Origin of the sequence: Mycobacterium sp. 134, from assembly GCF_048282715.1 — a bacterium.
Classification (GTDB): Bacteria; Actinomycetota; Actinomycetes; order Mycobacteriales; family Mycobacteriaceae; genus Mycobacterium; species Mycobacterium septicum.
Genome location: NZ_JBLVUN010000008.1, coordinates 880,208 through 903,468 on the forward strand (window position 1 = coordinate 880,208; position 23,261 = coordinate 903,468).

A 23,261-nucleotide genomic window follows, 5' to 3' on the forward strand; every position below is an offset into this window, starting at 1 on the left:
TTCCGGACCCTCGCAGCACACAGTCCTCGGCACCGTGTTGACGATGCCGGTGCAGATCCGTGCCGCCGAACAGCACATGGCGATGTTCTCGGTCGATGCCGACGCCGCGCAGCGCATGATCGACTACAGCGGTCTGCGCGTGTATCGGCACCGGCCGAACCGCGCGATGGTCGTGCTGATGCTGATGCACTACATCGACGGTGATCTGGGTCCGTACCTGGAGTACGGCACCAACGTCATGGTGAACCGGCCCGGGTCGGCGGAATCAGGCCTGCGCGGCCTTGGCTCGGCGGGTGCGTTCGTGCATCACCTTCCGGTCGACGGTGAATTCACTTTGCAGGCCGGCCGGCAGATCTGGGGCTATCCGAAAGTCCTGGCGGACTTCACCGTCCGTGACGGTAGGCCGTTCGGCTTCGACGTGAGCATCGACGGCCGGCTCGCGGTGGGCATGGACTTCAAGCCGGGCCTGCCGGTGCCGTCGGCGTTCACCGCCAAACCCCAGGTGCAGTCCACCTTCTCCCACCTCGACGGCGTCCTGCGCGAAACCGAAGGCCAGATGCGGCTTTCCGGCGTGCGGTACCGGCCGGGCGGGGTCCGGATCCGGCTCGGGGACCACCCGTATGCCAAAGAACTTGCGGCCCTGGGCCTGCCCAAACGGGCGTTGTTGTCCAGCTCGGTCCGCAATGTGCAGATGACGTTTGCTGACGCCAAGGAGATTTCGTGACCCAAGTCCTGCTCAAGCCCGATGTGGACCTCACCAACGGCACTTTCTACGCCGACGGTGGCGCGCGGGAGGCCTACCGATGGATGCGGGCCAACGAGCCCGTGTTCCGCGACCGCAACGGACTGGCCGCGGCCGCCACCTATCAGGCCTTGCTCGACGCTGAGCGGAACCCCGAGCTGTTCTCGTCCACCGGTGGGATCCGGCCCGATCAGCCCGGCATGCCGTACATGATCGACATGGATGATCCCGCACATGTGTTGCGCCGCAAGCTGGTCAACTCCGGCTTCACCCGCAAGCGCGTGATGGACAAGGTGCCCTCGATCGAGAAGCTGTGCGACACCCTGATTGATGCGGTGTGTGAACGCGGGGAATGCGACTTCGTGCGCGATATCGCCGCGCCGCTGCCGATGGCGGTCATCGGCGACATGCTCGGGGTGTTGCCCCAAGAGCGCGACATGCTGCTGAAGTGGTCTGACGACCTGGTGTGCGGGCTGTCGTCGCACGTCGACGAGACCGTGATCCAGAAGCTGATGGAAACCTTCGCCGCCTACACGGCATTCACCATGGAGGAGATCAAGAATCGTCGGGCCAACCCGACGGACGACCTGTTCTCGATCCTGGTCAACGCCGAGGTCGAGGGCCAGCGGATGACCGACGACGAGATCGTCATGGAGACGCTGTTGATCCTCATCGGTGGGGATGAGACCACCCGGCACACCCTCTCGGGTGGGGTGGAACAGCTTCTGCGCCACCGTGATCAGTGGGATGCGTTGGTGGCTGATCCGGAGAAACTCCCCGGCGCGATCGAGGAGATGCTGCGCTGGACCTCGCCGGTGAAGAACATGTGCCGCACCCTGACCGCCGACACCACGTTCCATGGCACCGAGTTGAAGGCCGGCGAGAAGATCATGCTGATGTTCGAAGCGGCCAACTTCGACGAAACGGTGTTCGAGAACCCGGATGAGTTCCGGATCGACCGGAACCCCAACAGCCACTTGGCATTCGGTTTCGGCACCCACTTCTGCCTGGGCAATCAGCTGGCTCGACTGGAACTGCGACTCATGGTGTCCCGGCTGTTGCAGCGCCTGCCGGACCTGCGGCTGGCCGACGGCGCGCACGTGCCGCTGCGCCGGCGAACTTCGTCAGCGGGCCGGAGGCCATGCCGGTCGTCTTCACCCCGACGGCGCCGGTGGGGGCCTAGCTTCCGGCCACGTCCGGTGTCTCTGTGTATCCCTATGTCCTAGTTAAGTATTCGCTGTGCAAGTGCCTCACGGGTTTCGCATAGTCAATCTAATTAGATAGTCTCGCGATATCGGGGATGCGACGCGACGACTGGAGGGGTGCACGAGATGGCACGACATCTACCTGGGCGAACTGTGATGAGTGGAATGGTGCTCGGCGGAGCGATGCTGGCCGGGGCCATGGGAATGGCTGGTCAGGCGAATGCGGCACCGGCACTGGGAATGGCCCCGGCGCCGGCGAGTGTGATGTCAGTGGTTCCGGCGCCGCAGTTCCCGCCGCCACCTCCGCCGCCCCCACCGTTCTGGGGGCCGCCACCGCCGCCGCCGTTCTGGGGTCCACCTCCTCCGCCCCGGTTCTGGGGACCACCACCGCCACGGCGGCCGTGGGGCCCGCCGCCGCCGGGGCACTGGGGACCGCCGCCGCCGGGACACTGGCGCTGAGAGCCTGAAAAACTGAGGCCCTGCTCGAAACATCGAGCAGGGCCTCAGCTTTGCTTCGTGGGCCAGGCAACGACAACGCCGCGGATTGCTGCTCGATAGTGGCTGCAATCCGCGGCGTAACGTCCTTCGGGCCGCCTCGAGGGCTACTTCATCTGGAAAACCGGCGCGCGCTTCTCCTTGAAGGCCAGCGGGCCCTCCTTGGCGTCGGCAGACAGGAACACCGGGATGCCGTTGGCGGTGTCGGGCTTGAACGCCTCGTTCTCGTGCATGCCCTCGGTCTCGCGGATGGTCTTGAGGATGGCCTGCACGGCCAGCGGGCCGTTGTTGTTGATCACCTCGGCGATCTCCAGGGCCTTGTCCAGCGCGGTGCCGTCCGGCACCACATGACCGATCAGGCCGTACTCGAGCGCCTGGGCGGCGGTGATGTGCCGTCCGGTCAGCAGCATGTCGCACGCGATGGTGTAGGGAATCTGGCGGACGAGGCGCACCGCGGAGCCACCCATCGGGTACAGGCTCCACTTGGCCTCGGAGATGCCGAACTTGGCGCTCTCCCCGGCGACGCGGATGTCGGTGCCCTGCAGGATCTCGGTGCCGCCCGCGATGGCCGGGCCCTCGACCGCGGCGATCAGCGGCTTGGTGAGCCGGCGGCCCTTGAGCAGACCGTCGATGCGTGACGGGTCGTAGCTGCCGTCCTTGAAGGAATCGCCCGGCGGCTTCTTGGTCGCGCCCTTGAGGTCCATGCCCGCGCAGAAGTACCCGCCGGCACCGGTCAGGATGCAGGTACGGATCTCCGGATCGTTGTCGACGCGGTCCCAGGCCTCGACCATGATCGAGAGCATCTCGGTGGAAAGCGCGTTGCGCGCCTCGGGCCGGTTCAGCGTCAGGATCAGGGTGTGTCCGCGCTGCTCAATGAGGGCGTCGGGCCCTTTATCGGTGTCGCTCACAGGGGTCAGCCTCTCTGCATTTTCAACCCAGACTTGTATCGAAATGTAACACGTTCTAGTTTAGGTTCTGTGGCTCTGAATATTGCCGATCTTGCCGAGCACGCCATCGATGCTGTGCCTGACCGTGTCGCCCTGATCTGTGGCGACGAACAGCTGACCTATGCGCAGTTGGAGGAGAAGGCCAACCGCCTGGCCCACTATCTGATCTCGCAGGGTGTGAAGAAGGACGACAAGGTCGGCCTCTACTGTCGCAACCGCATCGAGATCGTGATCGGGATGCTGGGCATCGTGAAGGCCGGCGCGATCCTGGTCAACGTCAACTTCCGCTACGTCGAGGGTGAGCTGAAGTACCTGTTCGAGAACTCGGACATGGTCGCGCTGATCCACGAGCGCCGGTACGCCGATCGCGTGGCCAACGTGCTGCCCGAGACGCCCTTGGTCAAGACCGTCCTCGTCGTCGAAGACGGGTCGGACGACGACTACCAGCGGTACGGCGGCGTCGAGTTCTACTCGGCCATCGCCGACAGCTCGCCCGAGCGCGACTTCGGCCCGCGCAGTGCCGACGACATCTACCTGCTCTACACAGGCGGCACCACCGGATTCCCCAAGGGCGTCATGTGGCGTCACGAGGACATCTACCGAGTGCTGTTCGGCGGCACCGACTTCGCCACGGGCGAACCCGTCGCCGACGAATACGACCTGTCCAAGCAGGCCGCCGCCAACCCGCCGATGATCCGGCTGCCCATCCCGCCGATGATCCACGGCGCGACCCAGTCGGCCACCTGGATGGCCTTGTTCACCGGCCACACCGTGGTGCTGATGCCGGAGTTCGATGCCGACGCGGCGTGGCGGATGATCCACGAGCACAAGGTCAACCTGCTGTTCTTCACCGGCGACGCGATGGCGCGGCCGTTGCTCGATGCGCTGTTGGCCCACCAGGACGCGGGCAACGAGTACGACCTGTCGTCACTGTTCCTGTTGGCCAGCACCGCAGCCCTGTTCTCCACGAGCCTCAAGGAGAAGTTCCTCGAGTTGCTGCCCAACCGGATCATCACCGACTCGATCGGTTCGTCGGAGACCGGTTTCGGCGGTACCTCCGTGGTCGCCAAGGGGCAGAGCCACACCGGTGGCCCGCGCGTGACCATCGACAAGAACACCAAGGTGCTCGACGAGGACGGCAACGAGGTGGTCCCGGGGTCGGGCGTGCGCGGCATCATCGCCAAGTGCGGCCACATCCCGGTCGGCTACTTCAAGGACGAGAAGAAGACCGCCGAGACCTTCCGGACCTTCAACGGAGTCCGCTACGCCATCCCGGGTGACTACGCGGAGGTCGAGGCCGACGGCAGCGTGACCATGCTGGGCCGCGGCTCGGTGTCGATCAACAGCGGCGGCGAGAAGATCTACCCCGAAGAGGTCGAGGCCGCGCTCAAGGGACACCCGGACGTGTTCGACGCGCTGGTGGTCGGCGTGCCCGACGAGCGCTTCGGTCAGCACGTCGCCGCGGTCGTGCAGCCGCGCGACGGGTCCCGCCCGACCCTGGCCGATCTCGATGCGTTCGTGCGCAGCGAGATCGCGGGTTACAAGGTGCCGCGCAGCCTGTGGCTGGTCGACGAGGTCAAGCGCTCACCCGCGGGCAAGCCCGACTACCGGTGGGCAAAGGACACCACCGAGGAGCGCGCTGCCGACGAGGTGCACGCGAATCATGTTGGAGCAAAATGATGAAGACTGATCTCTGCCGGCGGTTCGGGGTCGAATACCCGATCTTCGTCTTCACCCCGTCGGAGAAGGTGGCCGCCGCGGTCACCCGGGCCGGCGGTATGGGTGTGCTGGGCTGCGTGCGGTTCAACGATCCCGACGAGCTGGAAAACGTGCTGTCCTGGATGGACGCCAACACCGACGGCAAGCCGTACGGCGTCGACGTGGTGATGCCCAACAAGATCCCCACCGAGGGCAGTGCAGTCGACATCGACAAGCTGATTCCGCAGGCTCACCGGGACTTCGTCGCGAAAACCCTTGCCGATCTCGGCGTTCCGCCGCTCCCCGCGGAGGGCGAGCACAACACCGGTGTGCTGGGCTGGCTGCACTCGGTGGCGCGAAGCCATGTCGAGGTGGCGTTGCGCCATCCGATCAAGCTGATCGCCAACGCGCTGGGGTCCCCGCCCAATGACGTCATCGAGCAGGTTCACGAGGCAGGTGTGCCGGTGGCAGCGCTGGCCGGCAGCGCCAAGCATGCGCTCAGCCACGTGGCCAACGGGGTGGACATTGTGATCGCCCAGGGGCATGAGGCCGGCGGGCACACCGGTGAGATCGGCTCGGTGGTGTTGTGGCCGGAAATCGTCGACGCTGTCGACGGTAAGGCCGCGGTGCTTGCTGCCGGTGGTATCGGCAGCGGCCGACAGGTGGCGGCGGCCCTGGCGCTCGGTGCGCAGGGCGTCTGGATGGGATCGGCATTCCTCACCGCGGCCGAATACGACCTGGGCGTGCGTCGCGAGTCGGGTGCCTCGGTGATCCAGGAGGCATTGCTGAATGCCACCTCCGCCGACACCGTGCGCCGGAAGATCTACTCCGGCAAGCCTGCCCGGATCCTGAAGAGCCGCTGGACCGACGCCTGGGACGCACCGGACGCCCCCGAAGCGCTGCCGATGCCGCTGCAGAACATCCTGGTCGGCGAGGCGCATCAGCGGATGAGCCTTTCCGATGACCCGACCACGGTCGCGATGCCGGTCGGCCAGATCGTGGGCCGGATGAACGAGATCCGCCCTGCCGCCGACATCATCGGTGAGCTGGTGAGCGGTTTCGAGGCGGCCACCAAGCGCCTCGACGGTATCGCCGAAAGCTGAGTCCGCACACAGCGCATCGAGCCTGCGGTCAGATCGCGATTTCTCACGATTTCGCGATCTGACCGCAGGCTCGATGTGTTTCGGCCCTCGCCGGTAGGGTCGAGACGGTGAACGAAGTGGACGCGCTTGCCGCGAACCGTGCCAATTGGGACGACCGGGCAGATGTCCACGCGCGGTCCCAGATGTATGACGTGGCAGGGTTTCTGGCCGACCCCACCGACATCTCGCGGGTCGTGCTCAACGACCTCGAGGTGCTGGCGCCGCACCTTCCGCAAGCCGGGGTGACGGACCGTTCGCTGTTGCACCTGCAATGCCACATCGGTACCGACACCGTGTCCTGGGCGAGGCTGGGAGCGCGCGATGTGCACGGCGTCGACCTGTCACCGAACTCGCTGCGGCACGCGGCCAGGATCGCCGAGGCCGACGGCCGTGAGATCACCTGGGTCGAGGGCGACGCGCGGTTCGCGTCGACGTTGGTCCAGCGACGCTTCGAGACCGTGGTGACCAGTGCCGGGACCATCGTGTGGCTGCCCGAACTCGCCAACTGGGCCCGGTCGATCCACGATCTGCTCGAACCGGGCGGGGTGTTCCTGATCCGCGACGATCATCCACTCCTCGGTGCGATGGACTTCGAACCGTGGGATGTCACCGACGACTATCTCAGTGGTGGCGGTGCCCGAACCTACGACGACGCAGGGACTTACACCGAGAACTCGGCCGGAAAGGTCGCCCATGTGCGCAACCATGAGTGGCGTCATGACCTGGCCGAAGTAGTCACGGCGTTGCTGCAGGCCGGGCTCGTCGTCGAGGCATTCGCCGAACTGCCCTACATGGACTGGCCGGCGTTCCCTGCTCTCGTGCCCTGCACCGAAGGCTGGACCCTGCCGCCTGGAACGCCGAGGATCCCGCTGAACTTCGCGGTCGTCGCTCGTCGTCCCGTGACCTAGGAGGAGACGGCACCGAGAACTACCGACCGGGCAGCTTCTGCACCGCCTGGATCATCGGGGTCAGCGCCTTCTGCCAGAACGTCTGCGAAATCCCCAGCGGGGGATCGAGGTTGATCACCCGTGCGGTGGAGACGGTCTGCGACTCGGTGTATTTGAGGATGCCGTCGGCACCGTGCCTGCGCCCGACCCCCGAGGCCTTCATCCCGCCCATCGGTGCCGCGGTGCTGCCCCAGGCCAGGGCGTAGCCTTCGTCGACGTTTACCGTGCCGGCCTGGATCCGGGCCGCGATCGCCTCACCTTCGGACTTCGATCCGGCCCACACGCTGGCGTTCAGGCCGTACTCGGTGTCGTTGGCCTTCGCGATGGCCTCCTCCACCGAGTCGACGGGGTAGATCGACACCAGCGGGCCGAAGGTCTCGTTGCGCGCGCATTCCATCTCGTCGGTGACACCGGTGAGCACCGTCGGCTCGAAGAACAGCGGGCCGATGTCGGGGCGCGCATTGCCGCCGGCAACCACTGTGGCGCCCTTGACCTTTGCGTCATCGACGTGGCCGGAGACGGTCTTGACCTGATCTTCGGAGATCAGACTGCCCATGTCGGCGGTGAAGTCGTAGGTGGCCGCCAGGTTCATGTTGCGCACCTGCTCGCCGAATTTGGCGGTGAACTCGTCGGCGACCTCCCGGTCGACGTAGATCCGCTCGATCGAGATGCACAGCTGCCCTGCGTTGGAGTAGCAGGCACGGGTCGCGGCCTTGGCGGCCACGTCGAGGTTGGCGCCCTTGGTGACGATCATCGGGTTCTTGCCACCGAGTTCGGCGGAGAAGCCGATCAGCCGGCGGCCGCACTGTTCGGCAAGGGACCGGCCGGTCGCGGTGGAACCGGTGAACATCAGGTAATCGCAGTTCTCGACGATCGCGGTGCCGACCACCGAACCCGGTCCGGGAACCACCGCGAACACATCGCGCGGCAGGCCCGCCTGATACAGCAGTTCGGCATTGGCCAGCGTGCAGTACGGGGTCTGGCTGTCGGGTTTGACCACCACGGCGTTCCCGGCCAGCAGGGCTGGGATGGAGTCCGAGATCGACAGGGCCATCGGGTAATTCCATGGCGAGATGACCCCGATGACGCCCTTGGGGTGGTGGTTGACCACGGTCTTGACGATGCCGGGCAGCAGGCCCTGAACGCGTTTGGGGGAGAGCAGTTTCGTCGCCTCGCGCGCGTAGTAGCGCGAGTTGAGGATCATGTCGACGATCTCTTCCTGCGCGGCCGAACGGGCCTTGCCGGTCTCGGCCTGGGCGACATCCATCAGGAAGTCGCGATTGCGGGCCACCAGTTCGCCGAAGCGCTCGATGACGGCCGCGCGTTCCTTGACCGGTCGTTTGGCCCACAGGGCCTGCGCGGCGCGCGCTTTGACGAATGCCGCGGCGACGTCCTCGGCAGTGCCGACCGGGATGGTGGTCAGCTCTTTGCCGGTGAACACCTCGTCGATCGGCTTGGACTGCCGGGCGCCGACGTCGTCGATGGCGACGAGCGCGCGCAGTCGGGCGAAGTCGGCGGCGGACGGAGCGGGCATCGGGGACTCCCTACTGGCAAGTAACTAACAGTCAAGCCAAACCTACTCGGTACCGGCGGTCCGACAAAGGCACACCTTGTCCGATCTGTTCACGACTTTGCCCGGTCCAGCACCCTAACCTGCGGGTATGCCCTTGAAACTGAACTCGGTGGTCGTCGAGATCGTCACCAGAGACCTGCCCCGATCCCTGGACTTCTATCGGCTGCTCGGCCTGCCGGTTCCCCGGCCCGACGGGCCGCACGTCGAGGTGGCGTTGCCGGGCGGAAACTGTCTCGCGTTCGACACCGAGGAGGTGATCGCCGGAATGCATCCCGGTTGGTCGCCCCCGGCGGGAGCCGGACGGGTGGCGCTGGCCTTCGGGCTCGACGCGCCCGCCGACGTCGACGCGCTCTACGAGCGACTCACCGCCGCCGGGCACCCGGGAACGCTCAAGCCCTTCGACGCGCCATGGGGACAGCGTTATGCCACCGTCGAAGATCCCGACGGGACCTCGGTGGACCTGTTCGCGGCATCGGGAAGCTGACGGAGCTGACGCCATGGCACCCCGGCCAGGGCGCGGACCTCGCGATGCAGGTGGGGCTGGTCGGCATAGCCGGCCCGCGCTGCGACCGCCGTGGCGCTCAGGCCAGTGTCGATCAGCCCGACCGCACGGCGGAACCGGAGAATGCGGCGCAGCGTCGCCGGCCCGTATCCGTAGACCGCCGCGCACTGCCTCTGCATCGTCCGGTTCGACCAACCGGCTTGGCGCGCTGTCGTAGTGACGGATTCGCCGGCGGCCAGCCGGCGCGTGATATCCCGTAGTGCCTGCAGCGGCCAGGGGGCGGTCTCGGTGCGGGGCTGTTCCGAGGCCAGCGTTTCGGCGAGCTCTTCGAGTGAGCCGCCCCGCTCGATCGGGCGCAGTTCACTCAGGTCGACCCGGGTGTCGCGCAGTTCGCAGGCTGGGACGCCGAGTAGGCGCGGCAGGGCTCCGGGCCGAAACCGCAAACCCTGCACCGGATCGCGGCCGCCCGCGGCGATGAACGCCGTGGTGTCGGGGCCGGCCACGACGATCCGGTCGTCCATCTGGATCAGGTCCATGCAGCCGTCGGGCAGTATCCGACCGGGTTCTGCCGCGCCCGTGCGGACCCACCGACACTCCACGAACTCGCCGAGTCGTGGCGACGGACGGTGTTCCCGGTAGCCCACGTCTCCGACGCTACCCGCGCCACCATGCGGTTGAATCGGGGAATGGCCGGGCGACCACGCGACACGTCGATCGACGAGCGGGTGCTCGCGGCCACGCGTGAGCTGCTGGTCGAGGTGGGCTGGGACGACCTGAGCGTTCGGCTGGTCGCGGCGCGTTCCGGGGTCGGCAGGTCCAGCCTGAACCGGCGGTGGTCGTCGAAGGCCGAGTTGGTGCTGCACGCGATACTCGGCGAATCACCCGACATGTCACCGTTTTCCGGCACCGATCTGGCCGGCTGGATCGACTGGGTGGTGCGCGGCAGCCATCAGTTGTTCAGCCGTCCCGATGTGAGTGAGGCGGTGCCCGGACTGCTGCTGGCGCTGCGTGAGAACGCCGCGCTGCGCAAAGCGCTGTGGGACGGGTTCAGCGGGCCGGCGATCGAGATGTTCGCGGCCAGGGGATACGGGACGGAAGCCGAAGCCAGGGCTGCGTTGTCCATGGCGGCCGGGGCGGCGCTGTTCACCACCACGGTGGCGACCGACGACGATTCGCCCGAACTGCAGCAGCGGCTGGTGCGGCTGCTCAGCCAGGCCCTGGGTGTGTCACCTGCCGAATGAGGCCAACATGGCGTCCTGCGGCGACCGCCATGCCTCGATGCCCAGATCGGCGAGCGTGCTCCGGTCGTCGGTGGGGGTGGCGGCGGTGAGCAGCAGCGCCGCCTCGTGGCTGATCCCGTCACCGAGCGGAAGCACCCCGCCGAGCAGATCCGAGCACCAGCCGATGCCCCGGAAAAGGCTACCCGGCAACGGGATTCGACGGATGTTGCGCCCAGCGCCCTGTTCGAGCACATCGATCATCTCGTTGAACGACACCATCACGCCGCCGCAGACGTAGCGCTTGGGTCCGCGCCCGGGCACCATGAGCCGCTCGTGCACCAGCGCGACATCGCGCACGTCGATCATCTGCATGCCGCCGGTCATCCGGGGCGCCAGACCGGCCTTGGCGATCGGTGCCCAGCCGCGCTCGGTGACCCCGGCCGCGGTGAAATAGGCCGGACCCACCACGCTCGACGGGTAGGTGACCACCACCGGGGCCCCGGAGTCCTGCAGTCGTCGGGCCACCCGATCGGCATAGGCCTTGGTCTGGGCGTAGGGGCTGCGGCCAGACGCCGGCGGGGTGTCGGCGGTGATCACGCCGTCCGGCGGCGGGAACAGTGAGCTGTAGCTGCTGACCGAGACGATCGGATCGAGCCCGGCCTCGACGGCACGGTTCAGCACGGTCTCGGTCGCGTGCGCGTTGATCTCCCACATCAGTTGTTCGCGCCGGCGATCGGTGCCGACGATGCCTGCGGCATGGATCAGGGCGTCGCACCCCGACAGCAGGTCCCCGACGCTGTCGCTGTCCCGGATGTCGCCTTCGAGCACCGACATCTCACCGAGCGCGGCGAGGTGGCCGATCACGTCGTCGTCACCGCAACCCGGCGCGACCAGCAGGCGGATTCGATGGCCCGCGGCCAGCAGGCCCCGGACGGTGTGGGCTCCGAGATAGCCGGTGCCCCCGGTCACTGCGATGTGCATGCTGACGCCTCCCATGTTTCGATGCCAATGGTATCGAAATGGTCGGCGTGGGTGCCGCGCAGGTGCGGGCTAGCGGGGGATCGGCCAGACCGGGTCCGCGCACTCGGTGGCCTCGGCCGACAACTGCCGCTTGATCACCTTGAACGTCTCGGTACGTGGCAACTCGGTGCCGACCCGGACATACGACGGCCACTGCTTGGGTCCCAGGTCGGGCTGCTCATGAAGAAATTTCCCGAAGCTGTCGATGTCGAACGGCGTGCCCGCCGTCAGCACCAGCGCGGCCATCACCTGATCGCCCACATCGGGGTCGGGGATCGGGTACACCGCGACCTCGGCGACGTCGGGGTGGCGCGACAGGATTCGCTCGATCGGCGCGGTTCCCAGGTTCTCGCCGTCGACCCGCATCCAGTCGCCGAGCCGCCCGGCGAAGTGCGCGTAGCCGTTCTCGTCGAGGTAGGCCAGATCGCCGGTGTGGTAGACACCGCCGGCCATGCGGTCGGCTTCGGCTTCGGGATCGTTGTAGTAGCCGCGGAACCAGCCCGCGCCGGTCGGGTTCACCAACTCGCCGACCACTCCGGGCGGGCACGGCTCGCCGGTGTCGACGTCGACGATCGCCACCTGGTCGGTGAGCGGCCCGAGGGCGCCTTCGGGGGTGTCGGGAGTGCGGGCGATCGCCACACCGCCTTCGCTGGAACCGAATCCGTCGACCACCGTCACCCCGAACCGCTCGGCGAACCGGCCCAGATCCCGCGGCGCACCCTCGTTGCCGTAGAGGAACCGCAGCGGATTGTCGGCATCGTCGGGTGCGGGTTCGGTCGCCAGGATGTAGGACAGCGGCTTGCCGACGTAGTTGGCGTAGGTGGCGCCGAAGCGGCGGATGTCGGGAATGAAGCCGGAGGCGGAGAACTTGCGCCGCAATGCGATCGACGCGCCGGCCGCGGCGGCGACGGCCCAGCCGGCCATGATCGCGTTGGAGTGGAACAGCGGCATCGACAGGTACACGGTGTCGGCCGGACCCAGCCCGAAGCGGTCGGCCAGCATCCGGCCCGGAAACGCCACCTTGTCGTGGGTGACCCGTACAGCCTTGGGATCGCCACTGGTCCCCGAGGTGAAGATGAGCATGAACAGGTCGTCGGCCGACAGATCGGCGAACGTCACCGGGATGTCCCGATACGACGCGAGTTCGGCGGCCCAGTCGGCAGATTCGACATCGATGAAATCCACCCCGGGGGGTACCGCGTCGGGATTGTCGGCCAGTACCAGCTGGCAGTCGGCCTTGGCGATATCGCGGGCCAGTGCCTCACCGCGGCGGGTCTGGTTGAGCCCGACGGGCACCAGTCCGCTCAGGCCCGCGGCCACCAGGAGGCTGGAGAAGAATGTGGTGTTGCCGAGGAGTGCCCCGACGTGCGGGGGTTTGGAGGGGTCCAACCGTGCCCGCAGCGCCGCGGCCAGTTGCGCACCGGCGGCGATGTGGTCGGCCCAGCTGACGAACGAATCCTCTTGGTAGAGGCCACGGTCGGTGACCTCGGCCAGCGGGACCAGCAGCTCGGTGACCGTCGGCCCGGCGGTTGGACCCCCCATCCCTAGACCGGTGTGTCCGCGAGTTCGCGGCCGATGCGCAGCAGCTGCCCTGTCGCCCCGCCGACACCGAACTCGGTCTGCTTGGCGGCCAGGAAGTACCGGTGCACCGGGTGGTCCGTGTCGATGCCGACGCCACCGTGCACGTGCACCGCGGTGTGCGCGACGCGGTGGCCGGCCTCGGCAGCCCAGAACGCGGCACTGGCGACATCGATGTCGGCGGGCAGGTCCTCGGACAACCGCCAGGCGGCCTGGGTCAGCGTCAGGCGCAGGCCCTTGACGTCGATGTAGCCGTCGGCCAGCCGGGACGAGACCGCCTGGAAGCTGCCGATCGGGCGGTCGAACTGCTCACGCTCGCGGGCATATTCGGACGTCAGCTCCAGTGCCCGCTCCAGCACGCCGAGCTGGAAGGCACTGTGGCCCAACGCCGAATACGTGGTGAGCCACTGCGCTACCTCCGCGCCACCGAGGAGGCGGGCGGCGTCGACCGTGGTGCCCTGCAGCTCCAGATGGGCCACGCTGCCCTTGCCGGTCGTGCTCAGCGCGGTCACCGTGACACCCGGGTCGTCCTTGGCGACCAGGAAAACGCCGACCCCGGAATCGGTTTCGGCCGGAACCAGGAACGCGTCGGCCACCGGTCCGTAGTTCACCTGGGTGCGAGAGCCGGTGAGCTTGTAGCTTCGGCCGTCAGGCCCCTCTGAAGAAGTGGCCTGCACCGGCCCCTGACCCATTTCGCCGTCCAGCGCGATGGCGAGGATCTTGTCGCCGGCCACCGCGGGTTGCGCCCACTCGGTGCGCAGCTCCTCGGACCCGAACGCGGCCAGCGCGCCCGCGCCCAGCACCACCGAGTTCAGGTAGGGCACGGCAGCCAGCTGGCGGCCCAGCGCGGTCAGCACGGCGGCCTGCTCGAGCACGCCCAAGCCACCACCGCCCACCGACTCCGGCGCCGCGGCCGACAGGACGTCGGCCTCGACCAGCTTGGCCCACAGATTGGCGTCGAATCGCTGCTCGAGCCCGTCGAGCTCACGCTGGCGTTCGGGCGTGCACACCGATTCGGTGATCGTGCGCACCAAGCCACCCAGGTCGGCGGCCTCTTCGGTCGTCTTGAAATCCATTGGTGTGCCGTCCTTACCGGTTCACTCGGGGCAGGCCGAGCGCGACCATGCCGATGATGTCACGCTGAATCTCGTTGGTGCCGCCGCCGAAGGTCAGGATCAGCGCCGACCGGTGGAACCGCTCGATGCGGCCACGCAGCAGCGCACCCTTGCTGTCCGGGCGCAGCGTCGCCGAGGTGCCAAGCACCTCCATCAGTAGGCGGTAGGCCTCGGTGGCCAGCTCGGTGCCGTACACCTTGGCCGCCGACGCATCCGCGGGAGAGGGGGCGGAGGTGGCAGACGCCAGCTCCCAGTTGATCAGCTTGAGTACCTCGGCCTTGGCGTGCACCCGGGCCAGGTTCAACTGCACCCACTCGGAGTCGATGATCCGCTTGCCGTGCACGTCCTTGGTGTTCTGGGCCCACTCGCGGACCCCGTCCAGCGCGACGTAGATCGGCTGTGAAGAAACGAGAGCCACCCGCTCATGATTCAGCTGGTTGGTCACGAGCTTCCAGCCGGCGTTCTCCTCGCCGACCAGGTTGGTCGCCGGGATGCGCACGTCCTGGTAATAGGTGGCGCTGGTGTCCACACCGGACATGGTGTGCACCGGCGTCCAGGAGAAGCCCTCGGCGGTGGTCGGCATGATCAGCATCGAGATGCCGCGGTGCTTCTTGGCCTCGGGGTTCGTGCGTACCGCCAGCCACACGTAGTCGGCGTAGGCGATCAGGCTGGTCCACATCTTCTGGCCGTTGACCACATAGTCATCGCCGTCGCGCACCGCGGTGGTCCGCAGCGCGGCCAGGTCGGTGCCCGCGCCGGGCTCGGAGTAGCCGATCGAGAAGTGCAGCTCGCCCGCGGCGATCTTGGGCAGGTAGAACTTCTTCTGCTCCTCGGTGCCGAAGTGCATGATCGTCGGCGCGACGCTGTTGATCGTCAGGAACGGCACCGGGGCGCCGGCGATCGCGGCCTCGTCGGTGAAGATCAGCCCGTCCATCGGCGGGCGGGCCTGGCCGCCGAACTCTTCTGGCCAGCTCAGGGTCAGCCAGCCGTCCTTGCCCATCTGCGCGACGGTGTCGCGGTAGACGGTGCCACGACCCATCTCGCCCTCGGACGAGTTGAGTGCCTCGACGCGCTCGGGCGTCATCAACTTGGAGAAATACGCGCGCAACTCGCGGCGCAGCTCCTCCTGCTCGGGGGTGTAACCGATCCGCATTCGCCTGCATCCTCACTGCTTGATAGACCTGAGTTCTCACCTGGTTGTAACACGTTCTAGTCTTAGGATCCAGGCCGGTGCAGGACTGGTATCCGTCAGGTGTGGTCGTATTCTGTGGCTGCGCGCACGCAGCCCCGTGCGTACACACGTTGTGAGGAGGTCGCCATGCGAGTTGAAGTGGACCGTGATCGCTGCGAAGGCAATGCGGTGTGCGTGGGTATTGCCCCCGATTTGTTCGATCTTGATGACGACGACTATGCCGTGGTCAAGTCCGATCCGGTGCCTGCCGACCAGGAGGATCTGGCCGAGCAGTCCATCGCCGAATGCCCCCGGGCAGCCCTGATCCGAAAAGACTAGAGGTATTCATAAATCATGCCGCGCACGCGAGGAGCGAAATGACCACCGACGCTCAGATTGATCTGTCCGGAAAAGTGGCGGTGGTCACTGGTGCCGCCGCGGGCTTGGGCCGCGCCGAGGCCGTCGACCTGGCTAGGGCCGGGGCGACCGTGGTGGTCAACGACATGGCCGGCGCACTGGAGTCCTCTGACGTCCTCGACGAGATCGCGGCCGCCGGCTCCAAGGGCGTCGCCGTCGCCGGGGACATCAGCGCGCGCTCGACCGCCGATGAGCTGGTCGCCACCGCCGACGGTCTGGGTGGCCTGGACATCGTCGTCAACAACGCGGGCATCACCCGCGACCGGATCCTGTTCAACATGAGCGACGAGGAGTGGGACGCGGTCATCGCGGTGCACCTGCGCGGCCACTTCCTGTTGACCCGCAATGCCGCCGTCTACTGGCGCAACAAGGCCAAGGCGGGGGACGGCACGGTCTACGGCCGGATCATCAACACCTCGTCGGAGGCCGGGCTGTCGGGTCCGGTCGGTCAGCCCAACTACGGCGCCGCCAAGGCGGGCATCACCGCGCTCACGGTGTCGGCCGCCCGGGCCCTGGAGCGCTTCGGTGTCCGGGCCAACGCGATCGCGCCGCGGGCCCGCACCGCCATGACCGCGGGCGTCTTCGGTGACGCACCCGAAGGGCAGGTCGACCCGTTGTCGACCGACCACGTCGTCACCCTGGTGCGATTCCTGGCCGCGCCCGCGTCCGAAGCCGTCAACGGTCAGCTGTTCATCGTCTATGGTCCAACTGTCACGTTGGTCGCGCCGCCCACAGCGGAGAAGCATTTCACTGCGGACTCCGATGCCTGGAACCCGGCAGACCTCAGCGGGACGTTGCACGATTACTTTGCTGATCGTGACCTGGGGCGTGGATTCTCGGCCACTGAGCTGATGGATTCACGAGACTGACGGTCTCGTTGACCGTCGCTCGACATGTGTAGAACGTGTTCTAACTCAATGTTGGTGCGGTACGCCCTGAGCTGCAAAAACGGCGTCCGACATGAGGATTTTGAATTCTTTGACACTGCGAACATGTTCTAGTTAGTATGATCCGGCTCACTAAGAGCACCGTAAGACCAAGGGGTGGGAGAGCGGTCACGTCACGTGGCCGTCAAACTTTCGCTAACGCGAGTTTCCGCGGAATTTCCCCCACCCGAGTACCCCGAGAACGGAGCCCAGGTTGATCGAACAGCTTGCGGTTCCGGCCCGGGCCGTGGGCGGCTTCGTCGAGATGTCCTTGGACACCTTCGCCAAGATGTTCCGTCGACCGTTCCAGTTCAAAGAGTTTCTGGATCAGACCTGGATGATCGCCCGGGTCTCGTTGGTGCCGACCTTGCTGGTCGCCATCCCGTTCACGGTCTTGGTCGCGTTTACCCTCAACATCCTCCTTCGCGAGATCGGTGCCGCCGACCTCTCCGGCGCGGGCACCGCCTTCGGCACCATCACCCAGCTCGGTCCGGTGGTGACCGTGCTGGTGGTGGCCGGCGCGGGCGCCACGGCGATCTGCGCCGACCTGGGCGCCCGCACCATCCGCGAAGAGATCGACGCCATGCGCGTGCTGGGCATCGATCCGATCCAGCGACTGGTCGTGCCCCGCGTGCTGGCCTCGACGTTCGTGGCGCTGCTGCTCAACGGTCTGGTCTGCGCGATCGGCCTCGCCGGTGGCTATGTCTTCTCAGTGTTCCTGCAGGGCGTCAACCCGGGTTCCTTCATCAACGGCCTGACGGTGCTGACCGGCCTCGGCGAGCTCGTGCTCGCCGAGATCAAGGCGCTGTTGTTCGGCGTGGTCGCCGGCCTGGTCGGGTGCTACCGCGGGTTGACAGTAAAAGGAGGCCCGAAGGGTGTCGGTAACGCTGTGAACGAAACGGTGGTCTACGCCTTCATCTGCCTGTTCGTGATCAACGTGATCATGACGGCCATCGGGGTCCGGGTGCTCGTGCGATGAGCTATGACGCCACTCTCCGCTTCCGCCGGCTGTTCCGCGGCGTACCCAAGGTCGTCGACAACGTCGGCGAGCAGGCGCTGTTCTACGGCGAGACCATGCGGTACCTGCCGAACGCCATCAACCGCTACCGCAAGGAGACCATCCGCCTGGTAGCCGAGATGACCATGGGCGCAGGCGCCCTGGTGATGATCGGCGGAACGGTCGGCGTCGCGGCTTTCCTCACCCTGGCCTCCGGCGGTGTGATCGCGGTGCAGGGTTATTCGTCGCTGGGCAACATCGGCATCGAGGCCCTGACCGGCTTCCTGTCGGCGTTCCTCAACGTGCGCATCGTGGCACCGGTGATCGCCGGTATCGCCCTGGCCGCCACGATCGGCGCGGGCGCAACCGCTCAGCTCGGCGCGATGCGGGTGGCCGAGGAGATCGACGCCGTCGAAGCGATGGCGGTCCATGCGGTGTCCTATCTGGTCTCGACCCGATTGCTGGCCGGCCTGATCGCAATCGTGCCGCTGTACTCACTGTCGGTGCTGGCCGCGTTCTTCGCCGCGAGGTTCACCACGGTGTTCATCAACGGTCAGTCGGCGGGTCTGTACGACCACTACTTCAATACGTTCCTGATACCCAGCGACCTGCTCTGGTCGTTCCTGCAGGCGATCGTGATGGCGATCGCGGTGATGCTGGTGCATACCTATTACGGCTACAACGCATCCGGCGGACCGGTCGGCGTGGGCATCGCGGTCGGTCAGGCCGTGCGCACCTCACTGATCGTCGTCGTCACCATCACGCTGTTCATCTCCCTGGCCGTCTACGGCGCGTCCGGCAACTTCAACCTTTCCGGGTAGGTGGCAGGAATTCCTATGACAGACGCACCCTCCAAGCACCGTCGTCATGTCAGGATCGCCGCTGCGATCCTGGCGGCGATCCTGGCCGCCGCCGTGGTCTTCACCTACCTGTCCTACACAGCCGCCTTCACACCGACCGACACCGTCAGCCTGACCGCGCCGCGGGCCGGCCTGGTGATGGAGCGCGACGCCAAGGTGAAGTACCGCGGCATCCAGATCGGCAAGGTCACCGACATCGCGTACGCCGGCAGCGAGGCGAAGCTGACGCTGTCCATCAAGCGCGGGGAGATGCGCTACATCCCCTCCAACGCCACCGTGCGGATCGCGGGCAACACGATCTTCGGTGCGAAGTCCGTGGAGTTCCAGCCGCCTGCTGAGCCGCAGCCGACGTCGCTGCGTCCGGGTAGCACGGTGGCCGCCAAGGATGTACAGCTCGAGGTCAACACGCTCTTCCAGACGCTGTCGGATGTGCTCAACAAGATCGACCCGGTCAGCCTGAACGCCACTCTCACCGCTCTCGGCGAGGGCCTGCGCGGCCACGGGGACGATCTCGGTGCGGCCCTCACGGGACTCAACGGCTATCTGGCGCAGATCAATCCGAAGTTGCCGACCCTGCGCGACGACTTCGCAAAGGCCGCCGCGGTAGCCAACATCTACGGTGATGCCGGGCCGGACCTGGCCCGCATCGTCGAGAACGTGCCCGCCCTGAACAAGACGATCGTCGACGAGAAGACCAACCTCAACGCCACGCTGCTGGCCGCGACCGGCCTGGCGAACAACGGCACCGCGACCCTGCAGCCGGCCGCCGACGACTACATCGCCGCCATCCAGCGGCTGCGGGCCCCGTTGAAGGTGGCCAGCGACTACTCACCCGAGTTCGGCTGTGTGCTCAAGGGTGTGTCGGTCGGTGTGGACCGGTTCGCGCCCATCATCGGTGGTATCCGGCCCGGTCTGTTTGTGTCGTCGAACTTCCTGCCCGGCGCCCCGGCGTACACCTACCCGGAGAGCCTGCCGATCGTGAACGCCTCGGGCGGCCCCAACTGCCGTGGCCTTCCGGATGTGCCGTCGAAGCAGTTCGGCGGTAGCTGGTACCACTCGCCGTTCCTGGTGACCGACAACGCCTACGTGCCGTTCCAGCCGAACACCGAGGTGCAGTTCGACGCCCCGGCGACGCTGCAATTCCTGTTCAACGGCGCATTCGCGGAGAGGGATCGCTTCTGATGAGCGCTTGCGCGAAGAACCGAGGGCACTGATGGCGTCCAGTGCGCGTACTGACCGGACCATGCTCAAGGTCAGCATCTTCACCATCGCCATGCTCTTGGTGGCGGCCATGCTGGTCGTGGTGTTCGGCGAATTCCGGTTCGCCTCGGAGAACAGCTACCACGCCACCTTCAGCCAGGCTTCGCGACTGAAGGCAGGCCAGGACGTCCGCATCGCGGGCGTGCCGGTCGGCACGGTCAACGACGTCAAGCTGAACCCGGACAACACGGTCGACGTGAAGTTCGACCTCAACAAGCGCTACCAGCTCTACACGTCGAGCCAGGCCAAGGTGCGCTACGAGAACCTGGTCGGTGACCGGTATCTGGAGATCACGTCGGGTCCCGGCGAACTGCGCAAGCTTCCGGCCGGAGCGACCATCCCGCAGCAGAACACCCAGCCGGCGCTCGATCTCGACGCGCTGCTGGGCGGACTGCGGCCGGTGATGAAAGGCCTTGACGGCAACAAGGTCAACGAGATCTCCAACGCGATCATCGAGATGCTGCAGGGCCAGGGTGGAGCGCTGGCGAACATGCTCACCAGCACGAGCGCATTCACCCAGAACCTGGCCGCCCGCGACCAGCTGATCGGTGATGTGATCACCAACCTCAACACCGTGCTGGGCACCGTCGACGACAAGGGTGCGCAGTTCGATTCCAGCGTCGACGAATTGCAGAAGCTGATCTCCGGCCTGTCGGAGGGGCGCGACCCGATCGCCGGCGCCATCGCACCGCTGGCCTCGGCCGAGAACGACCTGACCGACATGCTGGACAAGTCGCGTCGCCCGCTGCAGGCCGTCATCGAGAACGCGCGGCCGTTCGCCCAGCGGATGGACGAACGCAAGGCCGACGTCAACAAGGTGATCGAACCGCTGGCCGAGAACTACCTGCGGCTCAACGGACTTGGTGCCTACGGCTCGTTCTTCAACATCTACTACTGCTCGATCCGGATGAAGGTCAACGGACCGGCCGGTAGCGACATCCTGATTCCGTTCGGCGGCCCGCCGGACCCGTCGAAGGGGAGGTGCTCGGAGAATGGCTAAGCGCGACGGCGACACAGCGCTACGCACCGGGATCTTCGGCATCGCCCTGGTGGCATGTGTGGTGCTGGTGTCCTTCGGCTACACGGGGCTTCCCTTCTTCCCACAGGGCAAGAAGTACGAGGCGTATTTCAGCGACGCCGGCGGGATCGACCCGGGCAACGACGTCAACGTCTCCGGCATCGCGGTCGGCAAGGTCACGGGAGTGGCGCTGGCCGGTGACACCGCCAAGGTCAGCTTCACCGTGGATCGCAACATCAAGATCGGCGATCAGTCACTGGTGGCGATCAAGACCGAAACCGTGCTGGGGCAGAAGTCGCTTTCGGTGACGCCGAAGGGCAGCGGGTCCTCGACGGTGATCCCGTTGGGGCGCACCACGACTCCCTACACGCTCAACACGGCCCTGCAGGACCTGGGGCAGAACGTCTCCGAACTGGACAAGCCGAAGTTCGAGCAGGCCCTGTCGACCTTGACCGACACCCTGCGCGATGCCACACCGCAATTGCGGGGTGCGCTGGACGGTGTGGCCAACCTGTCGCGCAGCATCAACAAGCGCGATGAGGCTCTCGAAGGATTGCTTGCGCACGCCAAGCGGGTTTCGGATCTGCTGGCTTCGCGCGCAGGCCAGGTCAACCAGCTGGTCACCGACGGCAACCAGCTCTTCGCCGCGCTCGACGAGCGCAGGCAGGCGCTGAGCAATCTCATCGCCGGCATCGACGACGTGTCCAGGCAGCTCTCGGGATTCGTCGCCGACAACCGCAAGGAGTTCAAGCCGGCGCTTGAGAAGCTCAACCTGGTGATGGACAACCTGCTGGAGCGCAAGGAGCACATCGGCGAGGCCTTGCGCCGACTGCCGCCGTACGCGACCACGCTCGCCGAGGTGGTCGGCAACGGTCCGGGCTTCAACATCAACCTGTACGGCCTGCCGCCCGCGTCGATGTCCGAGGTGCTGCTCGATACCTACTTCCAGCCGGGGAAGCTGCCCGACAGCCTCGCCGACATGCTGCGTGGATACATCTCCGAACGCACGATCGTTAGGCCGAAATCGCCATGACCCAAGAGAGTTCGGTGTCGTCCGGTCGTAACCGGTGGATGCGCATCGGCCTGGCCGTGTTGCTGCTGGCGGTGCTCGCCGTCGGCGTGTACCAGGTGTGGCCGTCGCGGACGGGTCCCAAGCTCACGGCGTACTTCACGAACGCTGTCGGCCTGTACCCCGGCGACGAGGTTCGGATCGTCGGTGTGCCGGTCGGCACGATCGACTCGATCGAGCCGCGGCCCTCGGATGTCAAGATCGAGATGACCCTCGACCGCGGCATCAAGGTCCCCGCCGATGCCAAGGCGCTGATCCTCTCGCCGAACCTGGTGTCGGCCAGGTTCATTCAGCTGACGCCGGCCTACACCGAAGGCGACGTGATGGCCGACGGCGCGTCGATCGGGCTGGACCGCACCGGTGTCCCGGTCGAATGGGACGAGGTCAAAGAGCAACTCACGCAGCTCAGTTCGCAACTCGGGCCGCAGGCCAACTCGGTCCAGGGTCCGATCGCGGCCTTCGTCGACCAGGCCGCCACCACGTTCGACGGCAACGGCGACTCGTTCCGCAACGCACTGCGGGAGTTGTCCCAGACCGCGGGCCGGTTGGGTGATTCCCGCACCGATCTGTTCGGCACGGTGAAGAACCTTCAGGTCCTCGTCAACGCGTTGTCCAACAGCAACGAACAGATCGTGCAGTTCACCAATCACGTGGCATCGGTGTCGCAGGTACTGGCCGACAGCTCCAACGGTCTCGATCAGACGCTGGGCACGCTGAACCAGGCACTGGGCGATGTCCGCGGATTCCTGAACGAGAACAACGACGCGCTGATCGCCCAGGTGGGCAAGCTGGCGGACTTCACCCAGATCCTCACCGACCATAGCGACGACATCGAGCAGATCCTGCACGTCACGCCGAATGGTCTGGCGAACTTCTACAACATCTACAACCCGGCCCAGGGCACCGTCGGTGGTCTGCTGTCACTGCCCAACTTCGCCAACCCGACGCAGTTCATCTGTGGTGGCACCTTCGACATCGGCGCCAACCCGGACAACTACAAGCGCGCCGAGATCTGCAGGCAGCGGATGGGTCCGGTGCTGCGCCGCATCACGATGAACTACCCGCCGGTGCTGTTCCACCCGGTCAACAGCATCACCGCCTACAAGGGTCAGATCATGTACGACACCCCGGCGACCGAGGCCAAGTCGGAGACCCCGGTGCCGTACCTGCAGTGGCAGAACAACCCTGGAGTGACGCCGCCGCAGATCCCGCATGACGCGACGCTGAGTTCGCTGATCCTGCCGCCGGATGCACCCGCACCCGCACCCGGAACAGGGGTCGGTCCCGCTCCGGGGCCCGCGCCCGGACCTGCGCCCGCGCCTGCTGAGGCCGGTGCCGGCGGATGATGAGGGGTAAAGC

Annotated in this window: 22 protein-coding genes and 1 pseudogene; 16 read left to right on the plus strand and 7 right to left on the minus strand. The window is 66.5% G+C overall.

Going from position 1 to position 23,261, the window contains the following annotated elements:
* The first annotated feature begins 43 nt into the window (after positions 1–43).
* The 3 genes and pseudogenes from ACNQVK_RS08805 to ACNQVK_RS08815 all read left to right on the plus strand — a co-directional run bounded on the left by ACNQVK_RS08805 (position 44) and on the right by ACNQVK_RS08815 (position 2,406).
* Positions 44–724: an acetoacetate decarboxylase family protein gene (locus tag ACNQVK_RS08805; protein ID WP_418034052.1), complete on the plus strand. Its 681-nt coding sequence runs from the start codon at positions 44–46 to the stop codon at positions 722–724.
* A pseudogene (locus ACNQVK_RS08810) lies at positions 721–1,925 on the plus strand (cytochrome P450). The gene ACNQVK_RS08805 and the pseudogene ACNQVK_RS08810 overlap by 4 nt, the downstream one beginning before the upstream one ends.
* A gap of 178 nt (positions 1,926–2,103) precedes the next feature.
* Complete coding sequence (locus ACNQVK_RS08815; RefSeq protein WP_418029215.1) at positions 2,104–2,406, plus strand: hypothetical protein; 303 nt, start codon at positions 2,104–2,106, stop codon at positions 2,404–2,406.
* Positions 2,407–2,549: 143 nt separating this feature from the next.
* Here ACNQVK_RS08815 and ACNQVK_RS08820 read toward each other — a convergent pair whose 3' ends face one another.
* Positions 2,550–3,350, minus strand: coding sequence for a crotonase/enoyl-CoA hydratase family protein (locus ACNQVK_RS08820; protein ID WP_418029216.1), 801 nt, complete (start codon positions 3,348–3,350; stop codon positions 2,550–2,552).
* Between the two features lie 33 nt (positions 3,351–3,383).
* On the opposite strand from ACNQVK_RS08820, the gene ACNQVK_RS08825 reads away from it, so the two are divergent.
* The 3 genes from ACNQVK_RS08825 (at position 3,384) to ACNQVK_RS08835 (ending at position 7,137) form a co-directional block, all read left to right on the plus strand.
* On the plus strand, positions 3,384–5,069 hold the full coding sequence (locus ACNQVK_RS08825; protein ID WP_418029217.1) for an acyl-CoA synthetase: 1,686 nt from the start codon (positions 3,384–3,386) through the stop codon (positions 5,067–5,069).
* Positions 5,069–6,190, plus strand: a complete 1,122-nt coding sequence (locus tag ACNQVK_RS08830) for an NAD(P)H-dependent flavin oxidoreductase (protein ID WP_211156129.1) — start codon at positions 5,069–5,071, stop codon at positions 6,188–6,190. The genes ACNQVK_RS08825 and ACNQVK_RS08830 overlap by 1 nt, the downstream gene beginning before the upstream one ends.
* Positions 6,191–6,297: 107 nt before the next feature.
* On the plus strand, positions 6,298–7,137 hold the full coding sequence (locus ACNQVK_RS08835; RefSeq protein ID WP_418029218.1) for a class I SAM-dependent methyltransferase: 840 nt from the start codon (positions 6,298–6,300) through the stop codon (positions 7,135–7,137).
* A 19-nt stretch (positions 7,138–7,156) separates the two neighbouring features.
* On the opposite strand, the gene ACNQVK_RS08840 is transcribed toward ACNQVK_RS08835, so the two are convergent.
* Positions 7,157–8,710 carry a succinic semialdehyde dehydrogenase gene (locus ACNQVK_RS08840; RefSeq protein ID WP_418029219.1) on the minus strand — a complete coding sequence of 518 codons (1,554 nt, stop codon included), beginning with the start codon at positions 8,708–8,710 and terminating at the stop codon, positions 7,157–7,159.
* A gap of 127 nt (positions 8,711–8,837) precedes the next feature.
* Between ACNQVK_RS08840 and ACNQVK_RS08845 the strand changes: the two genes are divergently transcribed.
* Positions 8,838–9,233, plus strand: coding sequence for a VOC family protein (locus tag ACNQVK_RS08845; RefSeq protein ID WP_418029220.1), 396 nt, complete (start codon positions 8,838–8,840; stop codon positions 9,231–9,233).
* Here the strand turns inward: ACNQVK_RS08845 and ACNQVK_RS08850 are convergent.
* Positions 9,170–9,895 (minus strand): DUF6597 domain-containing transcriptional factor, encoded by a 726-nt coding sequence (locus tag ACNQVK_RS08850; protein ID WP_418029221.1) that lies wholly within the window; start codon positions 9,893–9,895, stop codon positions 9,170–9,172. The genes ACNQVK_RS08845 and ACNQVK_RS08850 overlap by 64 nt on opposite strands.
* 42 nt (positions 9,896–9,937) lie before the next feature.
* Here ACNQVK_RS08850 and ACNQVK_RS08855 point away from each other — a divergent pair, with 42 nt between their 5' ends.
* Complete coding sequence (locus ACNQVK_RS08855; RefSeq protein ID WP_418029222.1) at positions 9,938–10,492, plus strand: TetR/AcrR family transcriptional regulator; 555 nt, start codon at positions 9,938–9,940, stop codon at positions 10,490–10,492.
* Here ACNQVK_RS08855 and ACNQVK_RS08860 read toward each other — a convergent pair.
* The 4 genes from ACNQVK_RS08860 to ACNQVK_RS08875 all read right to left on the minus strand — a co-directional run bounded on the left by ACNQVK_RS08860 (position 10,478) and on the right by ACNQVK_RS08875 (position 15,337).
* Positions 10,478–11,452, minus strand: coding sequence for an NAD-dependent epimerase/dehydratase family protein (locus ACNQVK_RS08860; protein WP_418029223.1), 975 nt, complete (start codon positions 11,450–11,452; stop codon positions 10,478–10,480). The genes ACNQVK_RS08855 and ACNQVK_RS08860 overlap by 15 nt on opposite strands.
* Before the next feature lie 69 nt (positions 11,453–11,521).
* Positions 11,522–13,033 carry a long-chain-fatty-acid--CoA ligase FadD17 gene (gene fadD17, locus ACNQVK_RS08865; RefSeq protein ID WP_418029224.1) on the minus strand — a complete coding sequence of 504 codons (1,512 nt, stop codon included), beginning with the start codon at positions 13,031–13,033 and terminating at the stop codon, positions 11,522–11,524.
* A gap of 2 nt (positions 13,034–13,035) precedes the next feature.
* The gene (locus ACNQVK_RS08870; protein WP_418029225.1) at positions 13,036–14,145 is read right to left on the minus strand and encodes an acyl-CoA dehydrogenase family protein; all 1,110 of its coding nucleotides are present in this window, start codon (positions 14,143–14,145) and stop codon (positions 13,036–13,038) included.
* Positions 14,146–14,158: 13 nt separating this feature from the next.
* On the minus strand, positions 14,159–15,337 hold the full coding sequence (locus ACNQVK_RS08875) for an acyl-CoA dehydrogenase family protein (protein WP_418029226.1): 1,179 nt from the start codon (positions 15,335–15,337) through the stop codon (positions 14,159–14,161).
* A 165-nt stretch (positions 15,338–15,502) separates the two neighbouring features.
* Between ACNQVK_RS08875 and ACNQVK_RS08880 the strand changes: the two genes are divergently transcribed.
* The 8 genes from ACNQVK_RS08880 to ACNQVK_RS08915 all read left to right on the plus strand — a co-directional run bounded on the left by ACNQVK_RS08880 (position 15,503) and on the right by ACNQVK_RS08915 (position 23,248).
* A complete protein-coding gene (locus ACNQVK_RS08880; RefSeq protein ID WP_036391771.1) occupies positions 15,503–15,694 on the plus strand; it encodes a ferredoxin in 192 nt (63 codons plus the stop codon).
* A gap of 38 nt (positions 15,695–15,732) precedes the next feature.
* Positions 15,733–16,641 (plus strand): 3-oxoacyl-ACP reductase, encoded by a 909-nt coding sequence (locus ACNQVK_RS08885; RefSeq protein WP_418029227.1) that lies wholly within the window; start codon positions 15,733–15,735, stop codon positions 16,639–16,641.
* A gap of 271 nt (positions 16,642–16,912) precedes the next feature.
* Entirely contained in the window at positions 16,913–17,677 is a 765-nt protein-coding gene (locus ACNQVK_RS08890; protein WP_003879810.1) for an MlaE family ABC transporter permease, read from the plus strand.
* Positions 17,674–18,516, plus strand: coding sequence for an ABC transporter permease (locus ACNQVK_RS08895; protein ID WP_044520588.1), 843 nt, complete (start codon positions 17,674–17,676; stop codon positions 18,514–18,516). Before ACNQVK_RS08890 ends, ACNQVK_RS08895 begins: the two co-directional genes overlap by 4 nt.
* 15 nt (positions 18,517–18,531) lie before the next feature.
* Positions 18,532–19,737, plus strand: a complete 1,206-nt coding sequence (locus ACNQVK_RS08900; protein WP_418029228.1) for an MCE family protein — start codon at positions 18,532–18,534, stop codon at positions 19,735–19,737.
* 31 nt (positions 19,738–19,768) lie between these two features.
* Entirely contained in the window at positions 19,769–20,815 is a 1,047-nt protein-coding gene (locus ACNQVK_RS08905) for an MCE family protein (RefSeq protein ID WP_211156117.1), read from the plus strand.
* Complete coding sequence (locus ACNQVK_RS08910) at positions 20,808–21,866, plus strand: virulence factor Mce family protein (RefSeq protein WP_418029229.1); 1,059 nt, start codon at positions 20,808–20,810, stop codon at positions 21,864–21,866. Before ACNQVK_RS08905 ends, ACNQVK_RS08910 begins: the two co-directional genes overlap by 8 nt.
* Positions 21,863–23,248, plus strand: a complete 1,386-nt coding sequence (locus ACNQVK_RS08915; RefSeq protein WP_418029230.1) for a virulence factor Mce family protein — start codon at positions 21,863–21,865, stop codon at positions 23,246–23,248. The genes ACNQVK_RS08910 and ACNQVK_RS08915 overlap by 4 nt, the downstream gene beginning before the upstream one ends.
* Positions 23,249–23,261 lie beyond the last annotated feature (13 nt).

Bases quoted from the DNA above. Each gene is read 5' to 3' on its own strand.
- ACNQVK_RS08805 (WP_418034052.1), top strand. From the start codon at position 44: ATGCCGGTGCAGATCCGTGCCGCCGAACAGCACATGGCGATGTTCTCG.
- ACNQVK_RS08815 (WP_418029215.1), top strand. From the start codon at position 2,104: ATGAGTGGAATGGTGCTCGGCGGAGCGATGCTGGCCGGGGCCATGGGA.
- ACNQVK_RS08830 (WP_211156129.1), top strand. From the start codon at position 5,069: ATGAAGACTGATCTCTGCCGGCGGTTCGGGGTCGAATACCCGATCTTC.
- ACNQVK_RS08840 (WP_418029219.1), bottom strand. From the start codon at position 8,710: ATGCCCGCTCCGTCCGCCGCCGACTTCGCCCGACTGCGCGCGCTCGTC.
- ACNQVK_RS08845 (WP_418029220.1), top strand. From the start codon at position 8,838: ATGCCCTTGAAACTGAACTCGGTGGTCGTCGAGATCGTCACCAGAGAC.
- ACNQVK_RS08855 (WP_418029222.1), top strand. From the start codon at position 9,938: ATGGCCGGGCGACCACGCGACACGTCGATCGACGAGCGGGTGCTCGCG.
- ACNQVK_RS08860 (WP_418029223.1), bottom strand. From the start codon at position 11,452: ATGCACATCGCAGTGACCGGGGGCACCGGCTATCTCGGAGCCCACACC.
- fadD17 (WP_418029224.1), bottom strand. From the start codon at position 13,033: ATGGGGGGTCCAACCGCCGGGCCGACGGTCACCGAGCTGCTGGTCCCG.
- ACNQVK_RS08870 (WP_418029225.1), bottom strand. From the start codon at position 14,145: ATGGATTTCAAGACGACCGAAGAGGCCGCCGACCTGGGTGGCTTGGTG.
- ACNQVK_RS08875 (WP_418029226.1), bottom strand. From the start codon at position 15,337: ATGCGGATCGGTTACACCCCCGAGCAGGAGGAGCTGCGCCGCGAGTTG.
- ACNQVK_RS08880 (WP_036391771.1), top strand. From the start codon at position 15,503: ATGCGAGTTGAAGTGGACCGTGATCGCTGCGAAGGCAATGCGGTGTGC.
- ACNQVK_RS08885 (WP_418029227.1), top strand. From the start codon at position 15,733: ATGACCACCGACGCTCAGATTGATCTGTCCGGAAAAGTGGCGGTGGTC.
- ACNQVK_RS08895 (WP_044520588.1), top strand. From the start codon at position 17,674: ATGAGCTATGACGCCACTCTCCGCTTCCGCCGGCTGTTCCGCGGCGTA.
- ACNQVK_RS08900 (WP_418029228.1), top strand. From the start codon at position 18,532: ATGACAGACGCACCCTCCAAGCACCGTCGTCATGTCAGGATCGCCGCT.
- ACNQVK_RS08905 (WP_211156117.1), top strand. From the start codon at position 19,769: ATGGCGTCCAGTGCGCGTACTGACCGGACCATGCTCAAGGTCAGCATC.
- ACNQVK_RS08910 (WP_418029229.1), top strand. From the start codon at position 20,808: ATGGCTAAGCGCGACGGCGACACAGCGCTACGCACCGGGATCTTCGGC.
- ACNQVK_RS08915 (WP_418029230.1), top strand. From the start codon at position 21,863: ATGACCCAAGAGAGTTCGGTGTCGTCCGGTCGTAACCGGTGGATGCGC.